This window comes from Actinocrinis puniceicyclus, from assembly GCF_018283645.1.
Lineage (GTDB): Bacteria > Actinomycetota > Actinomycetes > Streptomycetales > Catenulisporaceae > Actinocrinis > Actinocrinis puniceicyclus.
In genome coordinates this window covers 1-19,046 of record NZ_JAGSXH010000052.1, presented here as the reverse complement: position 1 = coordinate 19,046, position 19,046 = coordinate 1, and the positions used below count along the sequence as shown (strand labels likewise).

At 69.8% G+C, this 19,046-nt stretch carries 19 protein-coding genes; 4 read left to right on the top strand and 15 right to left on the bottom strand.

All coding sequences use genetic code 11. The annotated features are described in order from the left end of the window. Nucleotides 1–75: 75 nt before the first annotated feature. Genes rpsQ through rpsJ form a run of 11 tightly spaced genes read right to left on the bottom strand, consistent with a single transcriptional unit; the run spans nucleotide 76 to nucleotide 5,408 of the window. Nucleotides 76–363: a 30S ribosomal protein S17 gene (gene rpsQ, locus KGA66_RS15690; RefSeq protein WP_211468864.1), complete on the bottom strand. Its 288-nt coding sequence runs from the start codon at nucleotides 361–363 to the stop codon at nucleotides 76–78. Further along, nucleotides 360–581, bottom strand: a complete 222-nt coding sequence (gene rpmC, locus KGA66_RS15685; RefSeq protein WP_211468863.1) for a 50S ribosomal protein L29 — start codon at nucleotides 579–581, stop codon at nucleotides 360–362. Before rpmC ends, rpsQ begins: the two co-directional genes overlap by 4 nt. Then, nucleotides 581–1,000, bottom strand: coding sequence for a 50S ribosomal protein L16 (gene rplP / locus KGA66_RS15680; RefSeq protein WP_211468862.1), 420 nt, complete (start codon nucleotides 998–1,000; stop codon nucleotides 581–583). The genes rpmC and rplP overlap by 1 nt, the downstream gene beginning before the upstream one ends. Before the next feature lie 3 nt (nucleotides 1,001–1,003). Then, a complete protein-coding gene (rpsC, locus tag KGA66_RS15675; protein WP_211468861.1) occupies nucleotides 1,004–1,882 on the bottom strand; it encodes a 30S ribosomal protein S3 in 879 nt (292 codons plus the stop codon). Beyond that, nucleotides 1,882–2,283, bottom strand: a complete 402-nt coding sequence (gene rplV / locus KGA66_RS15670; protein ID WP_211468860.1) for a 50S ribosomal protein L22 — start codon at nucleotides 2,281–2,283, stop codon at nucleotides 1,882–1,884. Before rplV ends, rpsC begins: the two co-directional genes overlap by 1 nt. Then, entirely contained in the window at nucleotides 2,276–2,557 is a 282-nt protein-coding gene (gene rpsS, locus KGA66_RS15665) for a 30S ribosomal protein S19 (protein WP_211468859.1), read from the bottom strand. Before rpsS ends, rplV begins: the two co-directional genes overlap by 8 nt. 12 nt (nucleotides 2,558–2,569) lie before the next feature. Continuing rightward, entirely contained in the window at nucleotides 2,570–3,406 is an 837-nt protein-coding gene (gene rplB, locus KGA66_RS15660) for a 50S ribosomal protein L2 (RefSeq protein WP_211468858.1), read from the bottom strand. Nucleotides 3,407–3,448: 42 nt separating this feature from the next. Beyond that, nucleotides 3,449–3,781: a 50S ribosomal protein L23 gene (rplW, locus tag KGA66_RS15655; protein WP_211468857.1), complete on the bottom strand. Its 333-nt coding sequence runs from the start codon at nucleotides 3,779–3,781 to the stop codon at nucleotides 3,449–3,451. Then, entirely contained in the window at nucleotides 3,781–4,437 is a 657-nt protein-coding gene (gene rplD, locus KGA66_RS15650) for a 50S ribosomal protein L4 (RefSeq protein ID WP_211468856.1), read from the bottom strand. The genes rplW and rplD overlap by 1 nt, the downstream gene beginning before the upstream one ends. Nucleotides 4,438–4,443: 6 nt before the next feature. Further along, entirely contained in the window at nucleotides 4,444–5,085 is a 642-nt protein-coding gene (gene rplC, locus KGA66_RS15645; protein WP_211468855.1) for a 50S ribosomal protein L3, read from the bottom strand. 14 nt (nucleotides 5,086–5,099) lie between these two features. Then, nucleotides 5,100–5,408, bottom strand: coding sequence for a 30S ribosomal protein S10 (gene rpsJ, locus KGA66_RS15640; protein ID WP_034266131.1), 309 nt, complete (start codon nucleotides 5,406–5,408; stop codon nucleotides 5,100–5,102). A 608-nt stretch (nucleotides 5,409–6,016) separates the two neighbouring features. On the opposite strand from rpsJ, the gene KGA66_RS31635 reads away from it, so the two are divergent. Further along, nucleotides 6,017–7,120 carry a glycoside hydrolase family 26 protein gene (locus KGA66_RS31635; protein WP_211468854.1) on the top strand — a complete coding sequence of 368 codons (1,104 nt, stop codon included), beginning with the start codon at nucleotides 6,017–6,019 and terminating at the stop codon, nucleotides 7,118–7,120. A 135-nt stretch (nucleotides 7,121–7,255) separates the two neighbouring features. Further along, nucleotides 7,256–8,323 carry a glycoside hydrolase family 26 protein gene (locus tag KGA66_RS15630; RefSeq protein ID WP_211468853.1) on the top strand — a complete coding sequence of 356 codons (1,068 nt, stop codon included), beginning with the start codon at nucleotides 7,256–7,258 and terminating at the stop codon, nucleotides 8,321–8,323. A 56-nt stretch (nucleotides 8,324–8,379) separates the two neighbouring features. Here the strand turns inward: KGA66_RS15630 and KGA66_RS15625 are convergent, their stop codons facing one another. Both KGA66_RS15625 and KGA66_RS15620 read right to left on the bottom strand, forming a co-directional pair. Further along, on the bottom strand, nucleotides 8,380–10,212 hold the full coding sequence (locus KGA66_RS15625) for a hypothetical protein (RefSeq protein ID WP_211468852.1): 1,833 nt from the start codon (nucleotides 10,210–10,212) through the stop codon (nucleotides 8,380–8,382). Next, nucleotides 10,209–11,855, bottom strand: coding sequence for a S8 family peptidase (locus KGA66_RS15620; protein ID WP_211468851.1), 1,647 nt, complete (start codon nucleotides 11,853–11,855; stop codon nucleotides 10,209–10,211). The genes KGA66_RS15625 and KGA66_RS15620 overlap by 4 nt, the downstream gene beginning before the upstream one ends. 447 nt (nucleotides 11,856–12,302) lie before the next feature. Here KGA66_RS15620 and KGA66_RS15615 point away from each other — a divergent pair, with 447 nt between their 5' ends. After that, nucleotides 12,303–13,625, top strand: coding sequence for a glycosyltransferase family 2 protein (locus KGA66_RS15615; RefSeq protein ID WP_211468850.1), 1,323 nt, complete (start codon nucleotides 12,303–12,305; stop codon nucleotides 13,623–13,625). Between the two features lie 76 nt (nucleotides 13,626–13,701). Next, nucleotides 13,702–14,757 carry a glycoside hydrolase family 26 protein gene (locus tag KGA66_RS15610; protein WP_211468849.1) on the top strand — a complete coding sequence of 352 codons (1,056 nt, stop codon included), beginning with the start codon at nucleotides 13,702–13,704 and terminating at the stop codon, nucleotides 14,755–14,757. 62 nt (nucleotides 14,758–14,819) lie between these two features. On the opposite strand, the gene KGA66_RS15605 is transcribed toward KGA66_RS15610, so the two are convergent. Both KGA66_RS15605 and KGA66_RS15600 read right to left on the bottom strand, forming a co-directional pair. Further along, nucleotides 14,820–16,481, bottom strand: coding sequence for a glycosyltransferase family 39 protein (locus KGA66_RS15605; protein WP_211468848.1), 1,662 nt, complete (start codon nucleotides 16,479–16,481; stop codon nucleotides 14,820–14,822). Between the two features lie 369 nt (nucleotides 16,482–16,850). Beyond that, the gene (locus tag KGA66_RS15600) at nucleotides 16,851–18,902 is read right to left on the bottom strand and encodes a hypothetical protein (protein WP_211468847.1); all 2,052 of its coding nucleotides are present in this window, start codon (nucleotides 18,900–18,902) and stop codon (nucleotides 16,851–16,853) included. Nucleotides 18,903–19,046: the final 144 nt, after the last annotated feature.

Below are 19,046 nucleotides of genomic sequence, written 5' to 3'. Positions count from 1 at the left end.
GCCGGTCGCCCGGCGCGGGGTGGCGGTCCATCCTCTTCGCAGAGGCTGTGCTCGGTTAAGAGCGTGCGGGTTGTACTACTTCGCCTTCTCGAGGATCTCGACCACGCGCCAGCGCTTGGTCGCGGACATCGGCCGGGTCTCCATCAGCAGGACCCGGTCGCCGATACCGCAGGCGTTCTGCTCGTCGTGCGCCTTCAGCTTGCTGGTACGGCGCATGACCTTGCCGTACAGCGCGTGCTTGACGCGGTCCTCGACCGCCACGACGACGGTCTTGTCCATCTTGTCGCTCACCACCAGGCCCTCGCGGACCTTGCGGCGGTTGCGCTCGTCGGCGCTCTCCACGTTGGTTACCTCATCGCTCATTCGGCACCGTCCGTGATACCGAGCTCCCGCTCGCGCTGGATCGTGTAGATCCGCGCGATGTCGGACTTGACGGCCTTCATCCGACCGTGGTTCTCCAGCTGGCCGGTGGCCTGCTGGAAGCGGAGGTTGAACAGCTCCTCCTTGGCCTCACGCAGCTTGCCGGCGAGCGCCTCGTCGGTCAGCTCACGCAGCTCGTGCGTCTTCGTCCCGATCGCCATCAGACCTCGCCTGCCTCGCGCTTGATGATGCGGCACTTGAGCGGCAGCTTGTGCGTTGCGCGAAGCAGCGCCTCACGAGCGACCTTCTCGTTCGGGAAGGACAGCTCGAACAGCACGCGGCCCGGCTTCACGTTGGCCACCCACCATTCGGGGGAACCCTTGCCCGAACCCATCCGGGTCTCGGCGGGCTTCTTGGTCAGCGGACGGTCCGGGTAGATGTTGATCCAGACCTTGCCACCGCGGCGGATGTGCCGGTTGATCGCGATACGCGCGGACTCGATCTGGCGGTTCGTCACGTACGCCGGCGTCAGAGCCTGGATGCCGTACTCGCCGAACGCCAGCTCGTTGCCGCCCTTGGACGCGCCCGAGCGGGACGGGTGGTGCTGCTTGCGGTGCTTGACCCTGCGCGGGATCAGCATGGGTCAGCCCTCCTTCGGTGACTGTGCCACACCCTGCGGCTCAGCCGCGTGGGTTGCCGCGGGCGCCTCGGCCGGAGCCTCGCTCGCCGCGGTGACAGGGGCCTCGGCGGGACGGCGCTCGCCGCCGCGGGCCGGACGCTCGCCGCGGCCGCCGGGACGCCCGCCGCGCGGACGGTCCCCGCCGCGCCGCTCGTCGCGGCCGCCGGCCGGACGGCCCTGGCGCTGCGCCGCGGCCTCGGCCTCGCGCGCCGCGCGCAGGTTGGCGACATCGCCCTTGTAGATCCACACCTTCACACCGATGCGGCCGAAGGTGGTGCGGGCCTCGTAGAAGCCGTAGTCGATGTTCGCGCGCAGTGTGTGCAGCGGGACCCGGCCCTCGCGGTACTGCTCGGACCGGCTCATCTCGGCGCCGCCGAGACGGCCGGAGACCTGCACCTTGATGCCCTTGGCGCCGGCCTTCATGGTCGACTGGATCGCCTTGCGCATCGCGCGGCGGAACGCCACCCGGCTGGAGAGCTGCTCGGCGACGCCCTGGGCGACCAGTTGCGCGTCGACCTCGGGGTTCTTGACCTCAAGGATGTTCAGCTGCACCTGCTTGCCGGTCAGCTTCTCCAGCTCGCCGCGGATCCGCTCGGCCTCCGCGCCGCGGCGGCCGATGACGATGCCCGGCCGGGCGGTGTGGATGTCGACGCGCACGCGGTCACGGGTGCGCTCGATCTCCACCTTCGAGATCCCGGCGCGCTCCATGCCGGTGGTCATCAGCTTGCGGATCGCGACGTCTTCCTTGACGTACGCCTTGTACAGCTTGTCGGCGTACCACCGCGACTTGAAGTCCGTGGTGATTCCGAGGCGGAACCCGTGCGGGTTGACTTTCTGGCCCATTACCGGGTCCTGCCCTTCTTGCCGCCGACGTTCGCCGGGACGAACTCCTCGACCACGACAGTGATGTGGCTGCTGCGCTTGCGGATGCGGAAGGCCCGGCCCTGGGCGCGCGGCTGGAAGCGCTTGAGCGTCGGGCCCTCGTCCACGTAAGCCGCGGCGATGTACAGGTCGCCGAACAGGCTCTTGTTGTGACGCGCGTTGGCAGCGGCCGACGCGACGCACTTGTACACCGGCTCGGCGGCGGCCCACGGCGCGAACTTCAGGTAGTCCAGCGCCCGGTCCACCGGCAGCCCGCGCACCTCGTTGACGACCCGGCGCACCTTCATCGGGGTCATCGGCACGTGCCGGGCCTGGGCCAGTGCCTGGTTCTCGGGCAGGTCCTTGGCCTTGTTCTCAGCCACGGCGGGACCTCCGGTCTTCCTTCACATGACCCTTGAACGTGCGGGTCGGGGCGAACTCGCCCAGCTTGTGACCGACCATCGACTCGGTGACGAACACCGGGACGTGCTTGCGGCCGTCGTGCACCGCGATCGTGTGGCCCAGCATGTCCGGGACGATCATGGAGCGCCGGGACCACGTCTTGATGACGTTCTTCGAGCCCTTCTCGTTCTGGGCGTCCACCTTCTTCTGCAGATGGTCGTCCACGAAGGGGCCCTTCTTCAGACTGCGCGGCATCTCGACCTCCTCCTAGCGCTTCTTGTTCGTCTTGCGACGACGGACGATGAGTTTGTCACTGGCCTTGCCCGGAATGCGGGTGCGGCCCTCCTGCTTGCCCCAGGGCGAGACCGGGTGGCGACCACCGGAGGTCTTGCCCTCGCCACCGCCGTGCGGGTGGTCGATCGGGTTCATCGCGACACCGCGGACGGTCGGGCGCTTGCCCTTCCACCGCATGCGGCCGGCCTTGCCCCAGTTGATGTTGCTCTGTTCGGCGTTGCCGACCTCGCCGACGGTGGCGCGGCAGCGCGCGTCGACGTTGCGGATCTCGCCGGACGGCATGCGCAGCTGCGCGTAGGGACCGTCCTTGGCGACCAGCTGCACGCTGGCTCCGGCCGAGCGGGCGATCTTCGCGCCGCCGCCGGGCCGCAGCTCGATGGCGTGGATGACCGTACCGGTCGGGATGTTGCGCAGCGGCAGGTTGTTGCCCGGCTTGATGTCGGCGTCGGGGCCGGCCTCTACCCGGTCGCCCTGCTTGAGCCGCGCCGGGGCGATGATGTAGCGCTTGGTGCCGTCGGCGTAGTGCAGCAGCGCGATACGCGCGGTGCGGTTGGGGTCGTACTCGATGTGCGCGACCTTCGCCGGCACGCCGTCCTTGTCGTCCCGACGGAAGTCGATGACACGGTAAGCGCGCTTGTGGCCGCCACCCTGGTGACGGACCGTGACGCGACCCTGCGCGTTACGTCCGCCCTTCGAGTGCAGCGGGCGCACCAGGGACTTCTCGGGGAAGTCCCGGGTGATCTCGGCGAAGTCGGCAACGCTGGCGCCGCGGCGACCCGGGGTCGTCGGCTTGTACTTGCGGATGCCCATGGCTTCTCAGATTCCTCTGCGTGTCCTCGGTGTCCGATCCCCTTAGGAGACCGGGCCCCCGAAGATGTCGATCCGGCTCTTCTTGCTCGCGTCCCTCGGATTCGGATCGACCGAGACGATGGCGCGACGGGTGTCGGGGCGCTTGCCGAAGCCGGCGCGGGTGCGCTTGCGCTTGCCCTTGCGGTTGATCGTGTTCACGCCCGTGACCTCGACGTCGAAGAGCAGCTCGACCGCTTGGCGGATCTGCGTCTTGTTGGCGTCCTTGTGCACGATGAACGTGTACTTGTTCTCGTCGAGCAGCGCGTAGCTCTTCTCCGAGACCACCGGCCGGACCAGCAGGTCACGTGCGGCGTTGTAGCGGTCGAACTCGGGCATCAGGCCTCGTCTCCTTCCGCGGCGTCGGCCGTGTCGGTGTCGACGGCCGCGGTGTCGGCCTTCTTCGGGCCGTTCACGAACGCGTCGTAGCCGGCCTTGGTGAACACCACGTCGTCACTGACCATCACGTCGTACGTGTTGAGCTGGTCGGCGCGCAGCAGGTGCACTTCGGGCAGGTTGCGCAGGGACAGCCAGGCGTTCTTCTCCTCGCGGCCGAGCACCACCAGCACGTGCCTACGGTCGGTCAGTTCCTTGATGGCGGCCAGCGCGGTCTTGGTGTGCGGCTTCTCGGCCACGTCGAAGGCGTCGATGACGTGTACGCGGCCGTGGCGCGCCCGGTCGGAAAGGGCCCCGCGCAGCGCGGCCGCCTTCATCTTCTTCGGGGTGCGCTGCGAGTAGTCGCGCGGCACCGGGCCGTGCACCACGCCACCGCCGGTGAACTGCGGTGCGCGGGTGGAGCCCTGGCGGGCCCGGCCGGTGCCCTTCTGCCGGTACGGCTTCCTACCGCCGCCGGAGACCTCGCCGCGGTTCTTGACCTTGTGCGTGCCCTGGCGCGCGGCGGCCAGCTGCGCCACCACGACCTGGTGGATCAGCGGCACGTTCGCCGGTACGTCGAAGATCTCCGCCGGGAGATCGACAGTCAGAGTAGTGGTCATCTCTCATCAGCCCTTAGCAGCCGTCTTCACGAGCACGACGCCGCCGGTGGGGCCCGGAATGGCGCCCTTGATCAGCAGCAGGCCCTTCTCGGCGTCGATGGCGTGCACGGTCAGGTTCTGCACGGTCACCCGCGCGTTGCCCATGCGGCCGGCCATGCGCACGCCCTTGAACACGCGTCCCGGGGTGGCACAGGCGCCGATCGAACCCGGCGAGCGGTGCTTGCGCTGGGTGCCGTGGGCGGCGCCCAGACCGCGGAAGTTGTGCCGCTTCATGACACCGGCGGTGCCCTTGCCCTTGGAGGTGCCCACGACGTCGATGCGCTGACCGACCGTGAAAACCTCGGTGGTGAGCTCCTGCCCGAGGGAGTACTCGGCGGCGTCGTCGGTGCGCATCTCGACCAGGTGGCGGCGCGGGGTCACGCCGGCCTTGTCGAAGTGGCCCTTGCGCGGCTTGTTGACCTTGCGCGGGTCGATCTCGCCGAAGGCGATCTGCACCGCGCTGTATCCGTCGTTCTCGGTGTTGCGCACCTGGGTCACGACGCACGGACCGGCCTTGACGACGGTCACCGGGACGACCCGGTTGTCCGCGTCCCAGACCTGCGTCATGCCGAGCTTCTCGCCCAGGAGGCCCTTGATCTGCTTACTCATGATCGGCAGGTTCCTTAGAGCTTGATCTCGATGTCGACGCCGGCCGGCAGGTCGAGCCGCATCAGCGAGTCGACGGTCTTCGGGGTCGGGTCGAGGATGTCGATGAGCCGCTTGTGGGTGCGCATCTCGAAGTGCTCGCGCGAGTCCTTGTACTTGTGCGGCGACCGGATGACGCAGTACACGTTCTTCTCGGTCGGCAGCGGCACCGGGCCCGCGACCTGCGCACCAGTGCGGCTCACCGTCTCGACGATCTTGCGCGCCGAGGAGTCGATGACCTCGTGGTCGTAGGCCTTGAGCCTGATGCGGATCTTCTGTCCCGCCATGGCTGCTCGAATTCCTTCTACTCGTAAAACCGCTGCGGCGCCCCCGCGGTGCGGGTTTGCCTCTGTTCGGAGCCGTCTGTCCGGTTTTCTCCGACCCACGCGGTCGGGCGTGTCGCGCTGCTGCCGCACACGAGTGCGCGGCAGCAGGGCACAACCCTGCCGGCCACCATTGCTGATGAGCGCGGGCCCTGGAGGTCCACCGCGCAGCTGGCACGCCTTCTGGCGAGACTTCGCGAGTGGCTGGTACTTCACTCCGGGCGCCCGACGAAGGAAACATCCCTCGCCGAGCAACTGAAACAGTATGCCGGAGCCGCACGCCCTGGGCCAAATCGGGCCGGTCCGGGACCGGTCGCCGCACGACCAGCGCCCGGCCGGCTCCTGTCACACGTGCACGTCCACGGGGGCGCATCGGCGGCGCATCGAGGTCGATGTTCGAATACAGCGCCGCTGTGACGGGCTCGCGGTCCCGCCGCACACCGGCCCCCGAGGCCCTCGCCGCACTTACAACATGTCCGTCAAGAAGACGTCTGTAGTACGAACACGTAGTCGAGTTCGACTAGTCTGCACGGACTGTCCAAGCTCAAGTCCAGAGGCTAGGGGGGGCCGCAGTGGCGCAGCGGGAACGGAAGACGCCGGGCATCCACACGGGCATCCACATACGGATGCGGTTGGCCGTGATTCTGCTCGCCGCGTGCCTTGCCGTCGGCTCCGCACTCGCCTACGGCCTCGGCGCCTTCGGGACGCGCCCGTCGGCGCGTCCCGCCACGTCGGCGAACGGTTCCGCGTCGCCGAAGGCCACCGCCGCGAGCGTCGTGATCCCCACGAAAGCACAGATCATGGCGGGCTCGGGCAAGTACTTCGGCGTCGCCGCGGCCAACGTGCCGTGGCAAGCCGCGGCCCGCGCGAAGATCGCGACGAGCGCGGGGGTCTCCCCGAACATGGCGGAGTACTTCGTCAACTGGACCAAGGACTTCGATCCGCAGCCGATCGTGAACGCCTATGCGCAGGGCATGCTGCCGGTGCTCAGCTGGCAGCCGTTCGCCGGCGGCACTGCGCGTCACACCTCGGCCCACGCCCCCGCTTACACGCTCAAGAGCATCATCGACGGCGCCCACGACGCCTACATCACCCGGTTCGCCGCCTCGGTCAAGGGCGTCAAGTGGCCGGTGGCGATCCGCTTCGCGCACGAGATGAACGGCGACTGGTATCCGTGGTCCGAGGGGGTCAACGGCAACACGGCCGGGCAGTACGCCGAGGCGTGGCGGCACGTCCACGACCTGTTCCAGAAGGCGGGCGCGCTCAACGTGATCTGGGTCTGGTCGCCGAACATCGTACGCAGCGCGACCACGCCGATGAAGCGGCTTTATCCGGGAGACCGATACGTTGACTGGATCGGCCTGAGCGCGTACGAGGTCTCCGAGCGGACGACGGCTCAGCTGCTCGACCCGACGCTGAAGCAGTTGCGCGCGTTCACCGCCAAGCCGCTGCTGCTCACCGAGCTGGGCGGTCAGCCGGGTTCGAACAAGGCGGCCTGGACCGCCGACTTCCTCGGCTGGCTGGCGAGGCAGCCGAACGTGCTCGGCTTCGTATGGTTCGAGTACACCTACACGCAGGGAGCCGGCACCGACTGGGGTTTCGACGCCGATCCGGCCACCCTCTCCGCGTTCCGCAAGGGGATTCGGACCCTGACGTTGGCCCGGCGGCTCAGCTGACCGCGCAGCCGCCGACCAGCACGCCTTGCGTCATACTGCGACGATAGGCTGGCTTTGAGTAAGACATCGACTTCCTGACAGAACCTGCCGACGAAGCCGCTCAAGACGTCACGAGAGTTCCACGAGACCGCCACCATGATCAGACGCCGGTTCCGCCTCGCGGCCCTGCTCAGCGCCTTCCTGGTCGTCGCGATCAGCCTCGGCTGCGTGGCGATCGCGGGAGGCAGCCGCAGCTCGGCCGCGCAAACGGCCGTCCGGACCGCCACGAGCAGCCCCGCCGGGCACGTCCCGGCGCCCGGCTCCACGGGCCCGGGCGGCGCCTCGGGGCGGCCGGCGATCCCCGCGAACGGGCGACTCTACTTCGGCGTGTCGTCGAGCGTTGCGACGCTTCCGGCGTTCGAGTCCGCGGCCGGGATCGAGCGCCCCGCGATCCTCGGCGGATACATCGGCGGCACCGACGATGTGAGTACGGTGCTCGACGACGTGGACGACCTGCCCTCCACGGCGCCGATGGTCTCGTGGGGCGTGGACTTCACCGGCGGCAAGGTCGTCTCGGGCGCCTGGGACTCGTACCTGTACCGGCAGGCGCGGGCCGTCGCCGCGTTCGGCAGGCCGGTGTTCCTCCGGCTGGACTGGGAGATGAACGCGACCTGGTACGGGCTGTGGGGCGACGGCTACGTCTCGCCGGCGGACTACGTCGCGGCGTGGCAACACGTCTGGGAGGTCTTCCAGGACGCCGGCGCCGGGAACGCGGCCTTCGTGTGGTCGCCGAACACCGGCAGGTTCAGCTCACTCGCCGCTTCCGCCTGGTACCCGGGCGACCGGTACGTGGACTGGGTCGGCATCGACACCTATCCGAGCGCCGACAACGAGGCGACGGTACTGGCCGGGGCGGACGGGCTCGACGTGCTCGCGGCGTTCAGCCAGCAGCACGACAAGCCGGTGATGCTCGCCGAATGGGCGCCGACCGCGCCGCAGCCCGACCGCCGTGGCGTGTTCGACCTCGTGTTCTCCTGGGCGGACCAGCACCCGGCCACCGTCAAAGCCCTGGTCTACTTCAACTACCCGACGCAGGGCCGCGACCATCTGCTGGTCGACTTCCCGGTCGGGGCGAGCGCGCTGCGCAGCCTGGTCAAGCAACACGGCGGCCGACTGCTTTACACGGTCGGCGCCGCGCGTGCGGCAGGCGGGACGAACGGCTAGCGTCCCGAGCCAGGAGGTCGATCTCGGCCCAGGGCCCAGGGCTCGCGACTTAGGGATCAGGGCTCGATCTTCCAGGTCCAGGCGCCGCCGATCAGCCGACCCGGGCCGAGCAGCGCGGTGACGGCTCGGGCATCCGCCTGCGCGTGCGCGGCCGAGGGCAGCACGGCGAGGCAGCGCGTCCGCCACGAGGCGAGGTCGGCGCGGGCCGCGGCACGCATCTTCGCCGTGATCTTCGGGATCCGGCCGGTCGTGTCGACCTTGTCGAGCAGGGTGGCGGTAGCCGGCTGCTGCGGGCCCATCTGCGCGTCGCCGTTCTTGCCCGGTACCCATACCGAACCCATCGGGATGGCGAACCCCGCGTTGGCGGCGGTCACCCAGCGCACCGGTTCCCAGCGCGCCTTGTCCGTGAACGGCACGGTCGCCAGGGTCTGCCCGGGCGCGAGGCACTGACTCCACGCCCCGGCCGTGATGAAGGCGGGCAGCGGCGCTCTCGGACTGACCGGGAAGGGCAGCGGGACCAACGGGACGAGCGCCGCGGCGGCGACGGCGCCGGCTCCCGCGCGCACGAGCACCGATCCGCTCGCGACGATCCGCAGCGCGGCCGCCGCCAACAGGAACACCGCGGCCGGAAACATCAGCAGGCTGAGCCGGATCGGCAGCGCGTCCTGGAAAAGCGGCAGCGACTGCACCCAGTACCAGGGCCCGTGGAACGGCAGCGCCAGGCTGCCGAACCTGGGATTCGGCCCCCAGGAGAGCACGGCGAGGACCAGCAGCGTGGCCGCGACGGTGCGGGCCACCAGTTCCCGGGCGAGCAGGACGGCCGCCGCCAGCACCAGGATCAGCAGCGGCCAGCCGATGAGCGCGGCCTGCTCGGTGTTGCTCTTGAGCACGGCCTTGATCGCGGCGGTGTCGCCGGCGATCGAATGCGCCGGGAAGAGCAGGTAGGTCTTGGCGTTGACCGAGTAGAGCGTCGGAGAGTCCGGAATCGCGCCGTACGACTGCGGGCCGTTGAACTGAAACCACAGCGGATAGCCGGCCAGCACCGCGGCCGTCGACAGGGCGGCGGCCAGTCCGGTGGCGGCGCCGCGCCAGACCTGCGCGAAGACGCGCGGCCGCTGCGCGCAGTAGAGCACCACGAAGACGGCCAGCCCAAGCCCGAGCAGGAACAGGATCTCCTCGGTCAGCAGGATCTGCCCGGCGGCCAGCACTCCGAGCAGGACGCCGTCGCGCACCGGCGTGACCGGCTTGGCCAGCCGCAGCGCGCGGTCGATCAGCAGCGGGACGAGCCACAGGGCGGTCAGGTTCGGGTGCCCGTTGGTATGCGCGATCATGCCGGGGCCGAACCCGCACACCAGTGCGCCGATCCAGCACAGCGCGGCCCTCGTGCGCGGCGAGGCCGCCCGGCCATCGCCCTGCGCGGCGAGCAGGTGGCGGTTGAAGAACCAGCGCCATGCGGCCGCCGACGCGGCGAGGTTGAGGGTCAGCACGAGCGCGATCGACACCGGCGCGCCCCACAGCAGGGTGATCGGCGTGAAGGGGGCCGCGACGAGCAGCATGCCGGTGTTCGCCATCAGATTGACGCCGGCGGTGGCGTCGATGCTGGTGGCGAACATCGGACTGTGCAGATGGGCCAGATTCTGCGCGACGCTGGTGTAGACCCACTCGAACAGGTACTCGTCGGCGCCGTCCACGCTGCTGTGCTGGGAGAGCGGATGGAACAGCAGGTGGTTCATCACCGCGACCGCGGGGATCAGGTAGAGCAGTGACGGCCAGGCCGCTCGCCAGAACCGCCGGAGCCGACCGGTCAGCGGCTGCGCTCGCTCGTCGGCGGACCGCCGCGCAACTCTCCGATCCGAGGGCGACTCATCCGCCACGGCGAACTCGGTCACGACGAGTCGCCCGGGGTCTGGCGCGGCTGCTGCTGCGACTGCTGCTGCGACTGCTGCTGCTGCTGCTGCGGATCCGATGGCTGTCCGGGTACGGCGGATCCGGTGTGCTCCGGCTGCGGCCCTTGCGCAGCGGCCGGCCCGGACGCGGGATCCTGGGCCGGGAACTGCTCCTGACCGGGTTCGCCGTGCGCGTCCCACGGGCCGGCCGGCGGCCACGGCTGCGATGCGAGCGGCTCGCCGGCGAACGGCTGGGTGTAGCCACGGCCGATTTCGGCCTCTGACATCTCCGGCGGCGGCTGGGGCGGCTGGCCCTGCTGCGCCTGTTGTGACCCCCAGTACGACTGCGGGTCCTGTCCGGGCTGGAACGGCGGCGGCGCAGCCGGGGCCGGCGGGTACGGCGGCACCTGCGGCGGCGAGTTCCAGCCCTGGTATCCCCCGATCTGGGAGGTCGGACCGGGGTCCTGCCCGAAGTACCCCGCGCCGTAGGCCGGATCGGTCAGGTAGTTGCGTCTGCGGCTGCGACTGCGCAGCAGGATCCACGCCACGAGCCCGATGACCACGAGGCCGCCCAGGGCCGCGCCGACGATCAGCAGGGTGTTCCCGGAGCCCGAGCCGCGCGACGAGCCGGATGCGGCCGCGGTGCGGCCGGCGTGGCTCGGCGCGGGGGCCGGGCTCGACGCACGCGCGCTGGCCGTGGAGAGCGGGTTCGCCGTATTCGAAGGCTGAGCGGCCTTGACCGCCGCCAACGGTTTGATGATGCCGTAGCCGATCGCGTCGCCGGCGCGGGTGTGGTCGGCCCTGCCGCCGTCGGTGTTCTGCAGCATCACGCGCACGACCTGCCCGGCGCTCCAGGTCGGGTGCGCGGAGCGGATCAGCGCGGCCTCCGCGGCGACCAGCGCGGCGCTGTAGTGGGTGCTCGAGCCGAGCCTGGTCCCGCCCGAGGCGGTGGGCACGGTCACCTGCACGCCGGGCGCGGCCAGGTCGATCTTCGGCCCGGACGCCGAGTTCGGCCAGCGCTTGCCGTCCGGCGAGGTCGCGCCGACGCACAGCACGCCGTCGAACGAGCACACGGCGTTGACGACGTTCCCGGACTGCCCGGTGTTGCCGGAGGGGGCGATGACGATCGCGTTCTTGCTCTCCGCGTGGGCCACCGCCGCGGCCACGGACCCGTCCATCCGCGGGGCCGTGTCGACGACGACGATGACGGCCGCGCCGTGGTCTGCGGCATAGCGGATGCCCCGCGACGTCTCCGCGGCATCAGAGGACTGTTCTCCCTTGGCGATGTCCCGCACCGGAAGGATCGACGCGCCGGGCGCCATGCCCTGCACCGGCGAGGCCGCCTTGGCCGCGATGAGCGCGGCGACCTGCGTCCCGTCGTAGGCCGACAGCACGTCGGCGGTTCCGCCTGCACCGCCGTCCGAGGACACGTCACTGCCGGGTATCAGGGCGTCCTGCAGCATCCCGGCCGGCGATCCGACGCCGCCGGACACCACCGCGACCACGACCTGCCCGCCGGATGTGATCTTCCACACGTCGTTCATGTCGAAGGCGCTGAAGTACCACGGCGGACCGCTCGACCTCGTCGCGGCGGCGGCTTGTCCGCCGATGGCCACCGCCGCCAGTGCGATCGCGGCGGCCGTCAACGCGCAAGCCCGATTCCGCCTCCCCCGTGCCCAGGCCGCCATCCCGATCCCCTCCACTGTGCTCGCAAGCATTCGCCCCGGTGGGCACTGCGCATACGCCGACGCTGCTGGAGCGTACCGAACCCGGGCCGGGCGCCACCGCCACCCCGTCAACGCAGGACACGAATCACCGCAGCACACAAGGCGAGCCGGCGCCAAGCCCCCAGCAGGTATCGATTCCATCACAAGCCCACTGACATGATCCAGGGGTTCACGCGGGCGCAGGCGCATTAGTAGTATGCAATGCGCCATTGAGTAGTATGCGGTGCGCCACCGACGATGACGCCGGGTGCATCCACTCATTAGCTATTGCGCGGCGGCGCACCGACGAGCCGCGATGGGGAGCCCGGTCCATGCCGCCGGGGTCGACGGCGGCTTGCGGGGCAGGGACACACGGACGGACTCGCAGTGCTCGCATTTCTCCTGGAGTTGCGCAACTACTGGTTCGACGGAGCCTTCTATCCGTTCGCCGCCTTCATGCTCCTGGTGTGGCTGCTGTGGATCGTGCGCGTCGCCCTGCTGCGCCGCTATCGTCCCTGGCGGCGCGCCTGGACCGGCACCACCTCGGTGATCATCCCGGTGGTCGACGAGCCGGAGGACCTGTTCCGCGAGGTGCTGGACCGGATCACCGAGCAGCAGCCGACCGAGGTGATCGTGGTCATCAACGGCCCGCGCAACGAGGTGCTCGAGGAGATCTGCGAGAAGGCCGGGGTCACCTGGGTGTGGACCGCCGTCCCCGGCAAGCGCAACGCCCTGCGGATCGCGATCGAACGGTCCCGCGGCGAGATCGCCGTGCTGGTCGACTCGGACACGATGTGGACCGAGCGGACGCTGGCCGAGTTGGTCAAGCCCTTCCGCAACCCCCGGATCGGAGGCGTGACCACCCGCCAGCGGATCCTCGATCCGGCCCGCTCGGTGCTCACCCGCTGGGCGGACTGGCTGGAAAGCGTGCGCTGCGAGTACTCGATGCCCGCGATGAGCGTGGTCGGCACCGTCGGCTGCCTGCCCGGGCGCACCATTGCCTTCCGCAGGCAGATCCTGGTGGACTGCATGGAGCGGTTCCTCACCGAGAAGTTCCTGGGTACCTTCCTCGAGGTCAGCGACGACCGGACGCTGACGAACTACACGCTGATGGCCGGGTATCAGACCGTGTACCAGGCGACCTCGCTGGTGTACACCGACGCGCCGACGAAGGTCTGGAAGCTGGTCAAGCAGCAGTACCGGTGGGCTCGCGGCTCGCAGTACAACACCCTGCGGATGATGCCGTGGATGATCCGCGAGGCCCGGTTCCTGGCACTGTTCTACGCGGTGGACATCCTGGTGCCGTTCGTGCTGCTGGGCACCTTCACCTCGTGGATCTCGGCGTTCGTGCTGCACCGGGACCGCCCGGCGATCTACGGCCAGCTGCCGCTGCCGGACGACGCTGCCCGCTCGATCCCACTGGTGATGGTGCTGGCCGGGTTCCTGACCCTGGTCTCGATCACCGTGCGCTTCGGCCGGCACTTCGCCTACCGGCCGGTCGACCTGCTCTACCTGCCGGTGTTCATGATGATCAATACACTGATCCTGCTGCCGGTACGGCTGCTCGGCTTCTTCCGCTGCGCGCACAATGCCGGCTGGGGCACCCGGTCGGCGGGGTTCTCCGGGGAACGCGGCTTCAACCCGCTGGCCGTCGTTCCCTATCTACTCGGAGGGATCATGCTCACGATTTCGGTGTTGATCAGTGCGTAAGGCAGTGCACGCGGGCGCGGCCGGGGCACAGGCCGGGCGCGCCAACCGGAAGCCACGCCTGCGAATATGGATGGTCGTGAACACCGCGATGCTCAGCGCGGTGGTCTTCGGCGTGTACCACGAGGCGGCGATCGCCCAGCAGGCGCAGTCGACCGCGTCCGCGCAGACCGGCGGCCTGACCAAGGTCGACCCGAAGGTGGCCAGGGCGCTGGCCACCAAGACCGTGCCGACCAAACAGCAGTTCGTCGCCGCGACGGCCAACTACTTCGGGGTGATGGCCGCGGACGTGCCGTGGAACGGCACGGCGGTGGGCAAACTGGCCCAGGCCGCGGGAGGCGTGGCGCCGAACATGTCGGAGACCTTCACCACCTGGGTACAGGACTTCCCGGCCGCCACCGTGGCCGATTCCTACGCGCACGACGAACTGCCGGTCATCACCTGGGAGCCGTGGGCGCAGGGCGGCACCACGAAGGCGCAGGCGAAGCAGCCCGCGTACGCGCTCAGCCAGATCACCGGCGGCAGGTACGACGCCTACATCACGAGGTTCGCGCAGGCCGCGGCGGCGCAGCAGTGGCCGGTGGCGATCCGGTTCGCACACGAGATGAACGGCGACTGGTACCCGTGGTGCGAGAAGGTCAACGGAAACGCCCCCGGATCGTACGTGGCCGCGTGGAAGCACGTGCACGACATCTTCACCCGCGCGGGGGCGAACAACGTCATCTGGATCTGGGCGCCGAACATCCTGCGCGGGGCCCAGTCGCGGCTCAGCCTCGACGAGCTGTATCCCGGTGACGCGTACGTCGACTGGATCGGCCTTTCCGCGTACGACGACCACGAGACCACCGCGATGCAGCTGCTCGGGCCGACCATGGCGAAGATCAGGGCCTTCACGAACAAGCCGCTGCTGCTGGCCGAGACCGGCTCCCAGTCCGGCGCGCAGAAGCCCGGCTGGACGGCGGACCTGCTCGACTGGGTCCAGCAGCGCACCGACGTGATCGGCTTCGTCTGGTCGGAGTACCAGGTCGGGCGCGGCGGTTCGACGGCCGACTGGCGCTTCGACGCGGACCCGGCGACGCAGACGGCGTTCCGCGACGGGATCAAGAAGCTGAGCCTGGTCGCCGTCGGCCAATAGCCTCGTGCGCTGCCTGGCGGCGCCTGGCGTGTGCCCCGGGTGCGCTGCCGTGGGCCGCGGGATCACGGGGTCGCCGTGTACGTCCAGATGAAGTAGTGGCCGCTGCCGAGCGCGTCCTTGTGCGGGATCTTGGCCACGAGCTTGTATCCGGACCGGCCGATCAGCGGGGCGAGTTGTTCGTCCGTGGTCGCGGTGTCGGTGAAGCTGAGCACGATGACCGCGTAGTGATGCGCCTCGATGGCCGCCTCGAACGCGGGCACGCCGGTCAGGCGCCGGCCCGTGGCCTGGTCGGTGAACGCGGTCGACCACGTGTCGGCCCACTGGCTCCAGCCCACCCGGCTGCCGATGTAGTAGGCCGCGACGTAGGGATCCTCGACCAGGTAGCGGTCCGGGCCCTTGTGCACCAGCGGTTCGAGCGCCGCGATCATCGCGGTCGAGTTCGGCCACTCGTCCTGCATCGTCTTCGCCTGCGCGACGCCGAACCAGCCGATCGGCCCGACCGTGGCGGCCAGCGCGGCGGCGGCGGCGAGAGCCCGTAGGGTTCGGGGCAGCCGCATGGCGCCGATCACCCGGGCGAGGAAGGCCCCGGCGAGCACCGCCGCGAACAGCGCACCGAAGTCGACGTGCTTGTTCAGCGAGGTCAGCGTGTGTATTCGCAGCTGGTTCAGCGGCGCGGCCGTTCCGGCCGCCAGGAGCACCGCCGCGGTGCCCGCCTCGGCCCACGAGAGTCTGTGCCGGTAGGCCTGGAACCCGATCAGCAGCAGGCCCAGGGTGGCCAGGGCGAGCAGCGCGCCGATCCAGTGCGCGACGCCGGTCCCGATCGCGCCGGCCGGGGTCGTGCTCGGACTGCGGGTGAGTGTGGTCGACAGGAAGCCGTCGAAGTACGGCTGGCGCCCGATGATGATCGCCAGCAGCAGCAGCGTCCCGGTGACCATGCCCAGCCGCTGCAGGTTCCAGGACCTGGAGCACTTCCACGCCGCGAAGCCGGGTCCGGACAGGCCGCCGAGCAGAATGATGAACGGATTCCACAGCAGCGAGGCGTACTTGACGCAGTCGGCCAGGATCATCAGGGCCGCGCCGTAGACCAGCACGTCGCGGCGGTCACCGTGCGCGAACAGCACGACGCAGTAGGTCGACCAGGCCAGCAGGCACAGCGCGAGCGCGTCGAAGGTGGCGAACGCGCTCAGGTGCAGGGTGGGGCCGAGCGCGGCGAACAGCGCCGCGGCGAAGAAGCCGGCGAGCGTGCCGTACATTCGCCGGCCGGTGAGATAAACGGCGAGCGTCGCCAACAGCATCAGGATCATGCTGAGCACCCGAGCGCCGGTCAGGCCGCCCGTGGCGTCGACCAGCGCGGCGAGCACCGGGTAGAGCACCGGCGCCCCGGAGAAGAAGGTCTGGTACGTCGCGATCGGCGTGCCGTGCGCGAGATGGCCGACCTCCTGGTGGCCGGCGTAGAGGTAGGTCGCCTCGTCGAGGAACGCGTTGTCGATCCACAGCAGCTTCCATGCGAGGTACGCCTGCGCGGCGAGCACGGGGAGCACCGGCAGCAGCGCGGCCATCCGGACACTGAGCCGGGTCCGGGGACGGGGATCGGCGTCCTCGGCGCCGCCTTCCGCGTCATCGATCTCGTCGGCGTCGTCGGTCTCCGGGTCCGGCCACCACGGGTCGATGGGCTGGTCGAACCCCCGGTCGTCCGCAACCGCGACGCTCTCGCGTATTCGCATGCGCTGCGCTTCTCCCCCTGCTTCACCTTCCGGGCCGCCGCCCGGCGAGGACCGTCCGCCAGTATCAGGGCACGCCTTCATGTGCTGAACGGATGCGGGCCGCGTCGACCGCTGTCCGGGCCGGGGGATCACGTCGGGAGGCTCACTCTCCCGAAACCCCCGAGGCGGGCATTCATCGTCGCACACCCGCGGCGCGGGCCGAACCCCTTACCTGCGGGCCGGTGTTGATTTCAACAATCCGAGACGGTTTCGTTACTGAGGCAAGCGGTCTCGCGACTTCGTTCGCGCCCGGTGGCAGACGGCAGCGTACGCCGCCGCCCGCCGTACCGGACGAATCAGTGCGCTTCACGGCGCGGGACATAAGCCCTCTTACGTGTACCCGGGCAGGCCGAGGCCCGGCGAGGCACCTCCGGTCTGCGCGATGGCGGTCAGGGCCGCGAGCGCGGGCTTGGCGGTGCCGTCGACTCTGGTCAGCCCGAACGGCCCGGCGCTGCCGCCGAGACTGGTATCGCTCCAGCAGTACACGAACATCGGCCCCACGAACGGCCACGGTTCCGAGACCACGAACTCGTAGGAATAGGGCACGATCAGCGCCTGCTGTTCCTCCGACGAGACCACTGTGGCATTCGGCGCCGCCGAGCCGCGCGGCCAGGTCGCGAGCACGCCCGGCGGCAGGATGTTGAGCAGCGCGTCGGCGGCGGCGGGGATCGCCGTGCCCCAGGTCTGGACGGGGTTGGTCGCGCACTGGACGATCCCGCTGTCAGGGAACTTGAGGATGACGCCGTTGAGCACGGTGGGCAGAGTCACCGACTCGATGTTCAGCGTCGCGCCGGCGCCCGGCGCGATGGAGGACGAATCGGTCGTGGTGACCATCGTGATGGACGGCAGCGCGTAACCGTTGTCGCCGTCGCCGTCGCCGCCGCTGTAGCCGTTGCCGTCACCGAACCAGACCTTGAGGGCGGTGTTTCCCGGCACGGTGATCGAACTCGCGTTGGCCGATGCGGCTTTGACCCTGAGCACGCTGATCGTCGTGCCTGGTACCAGGGTCGTTTCCTGGGTCAGCCCGTCGTAGTCCAGCGCGAGGCCCGTCGGCGGGACCACCGTCCACGATGCGCCGGGTGTGACCGAGGCGACGTAGCTGTGCAGCGGAAATGCCTGGTTCCCCACGAGGCAACCGGCGTCCTCGGCCGAGGCGCCGCCGTACAACACCACGTGGTTCGCGCTCGCCGCGGCCGCCGACCAGGAAGCGGCCGTTTGTCCGGTCGGCGCCCCGAGTTCCGTGAACCAGACGGGTTTTGCGCCGTCGCCATGCGCGATCATGATCTGACGCAACTCGGGCACCATGCCCCAGGCGCCCGCGTCGAGCTTGCGGAACGAGTTCAGCGACCACGCGTAAGGATGGATGGAGAGCGCGTCGAACATCGGCCGGCCCGCCGCGGCGGCGTAAGCCTGGGTGAGGAAGACGTCGGGCGGATACCCGAATCCGAGTCCGAAGACGCCGTTCTCCGTGGTGGTGGAGAATGCGCCGGAGTCGTCGACCGCGGGGAACGCGGCCATCCAGGGCGGCGGGCTGACGACATAGCCGCTGGACGTGACGTCACTGACATAGGTTCCGGCCGGCCACTGCCCGGCCGTGCCGGATGGCGAGACGGAGACCGAAGTGCCGGTCACCAGCTTATAGCGGTCCGTGGAGCTCGGGCTGGAGCAGGTGACGGTCGCACTCTTGGCACCGGCTGCGACAGCGGACCAGGAGGCGGTTCGCGGCGACGTGGACCAGTCGAGCCGGGGCCAGCCGGCCAGCGCGCCGCCCACCACCGTCGGGGTGGGCGCGCCGCCGGGCTTGGCGACGTAGTCGGCGTGTATCGCGCTGTAAGCGGCAGTAGCGAGGCCCGCGTAGCCGATCGGGGAACAGTACCCGAGGCCGAGCGGGCCGGAGACTCCCTTGTCCAGATTCGGCTCGTTCCAGATCTCGAACGCCGACACGCCCAGCGGCCCGAAGTGCGCGGCCGCAGCCCCGCAGAACGCCGCGAAATCGGTCGGCGCGATCGTCGGGAACGGATCGCCGGACACCGCCGGGTTGTTACCGACGGCCAGCGCCCACGACGGCGACCACAACAAGATCATCAGGACGTTCATGCCGGCGTCCAGCATGGGCGCGGCGGTCAGCGCCGGGTAGCTCCAGTTGTATGAACCCTGCGTGTGTTCCACCGCGTCCCACGAGACGTCCATGCGCACCGAGGTGATGCCCGCGGCCCGCATCCTGGCGATCTCTGTGCTCTGCTGCGACGCGCCGAGGCTCGAGAAGTACCACTGGTACGCGCTTCCCAGCGAGACGCCTACGCTGAGGTTGCCGTACTGTGTCGGCCCGGCACCCGGCTGCGTGTAACCGGCCGTGGTGAAAGCGCTGAATGAACGCCCCATGTCAGTTCACCAGCTGGACGGTCCAGCCGGCGCCCCCCGCGTTTCCGGGCGCCCCGGACCCCGAGCCTGCGCCTGCGGAACCACCCGGGTTCTTGACGGTCCCGCTGCCCGTGACGGGCGAACCGGAGATGATGACGACCGGAC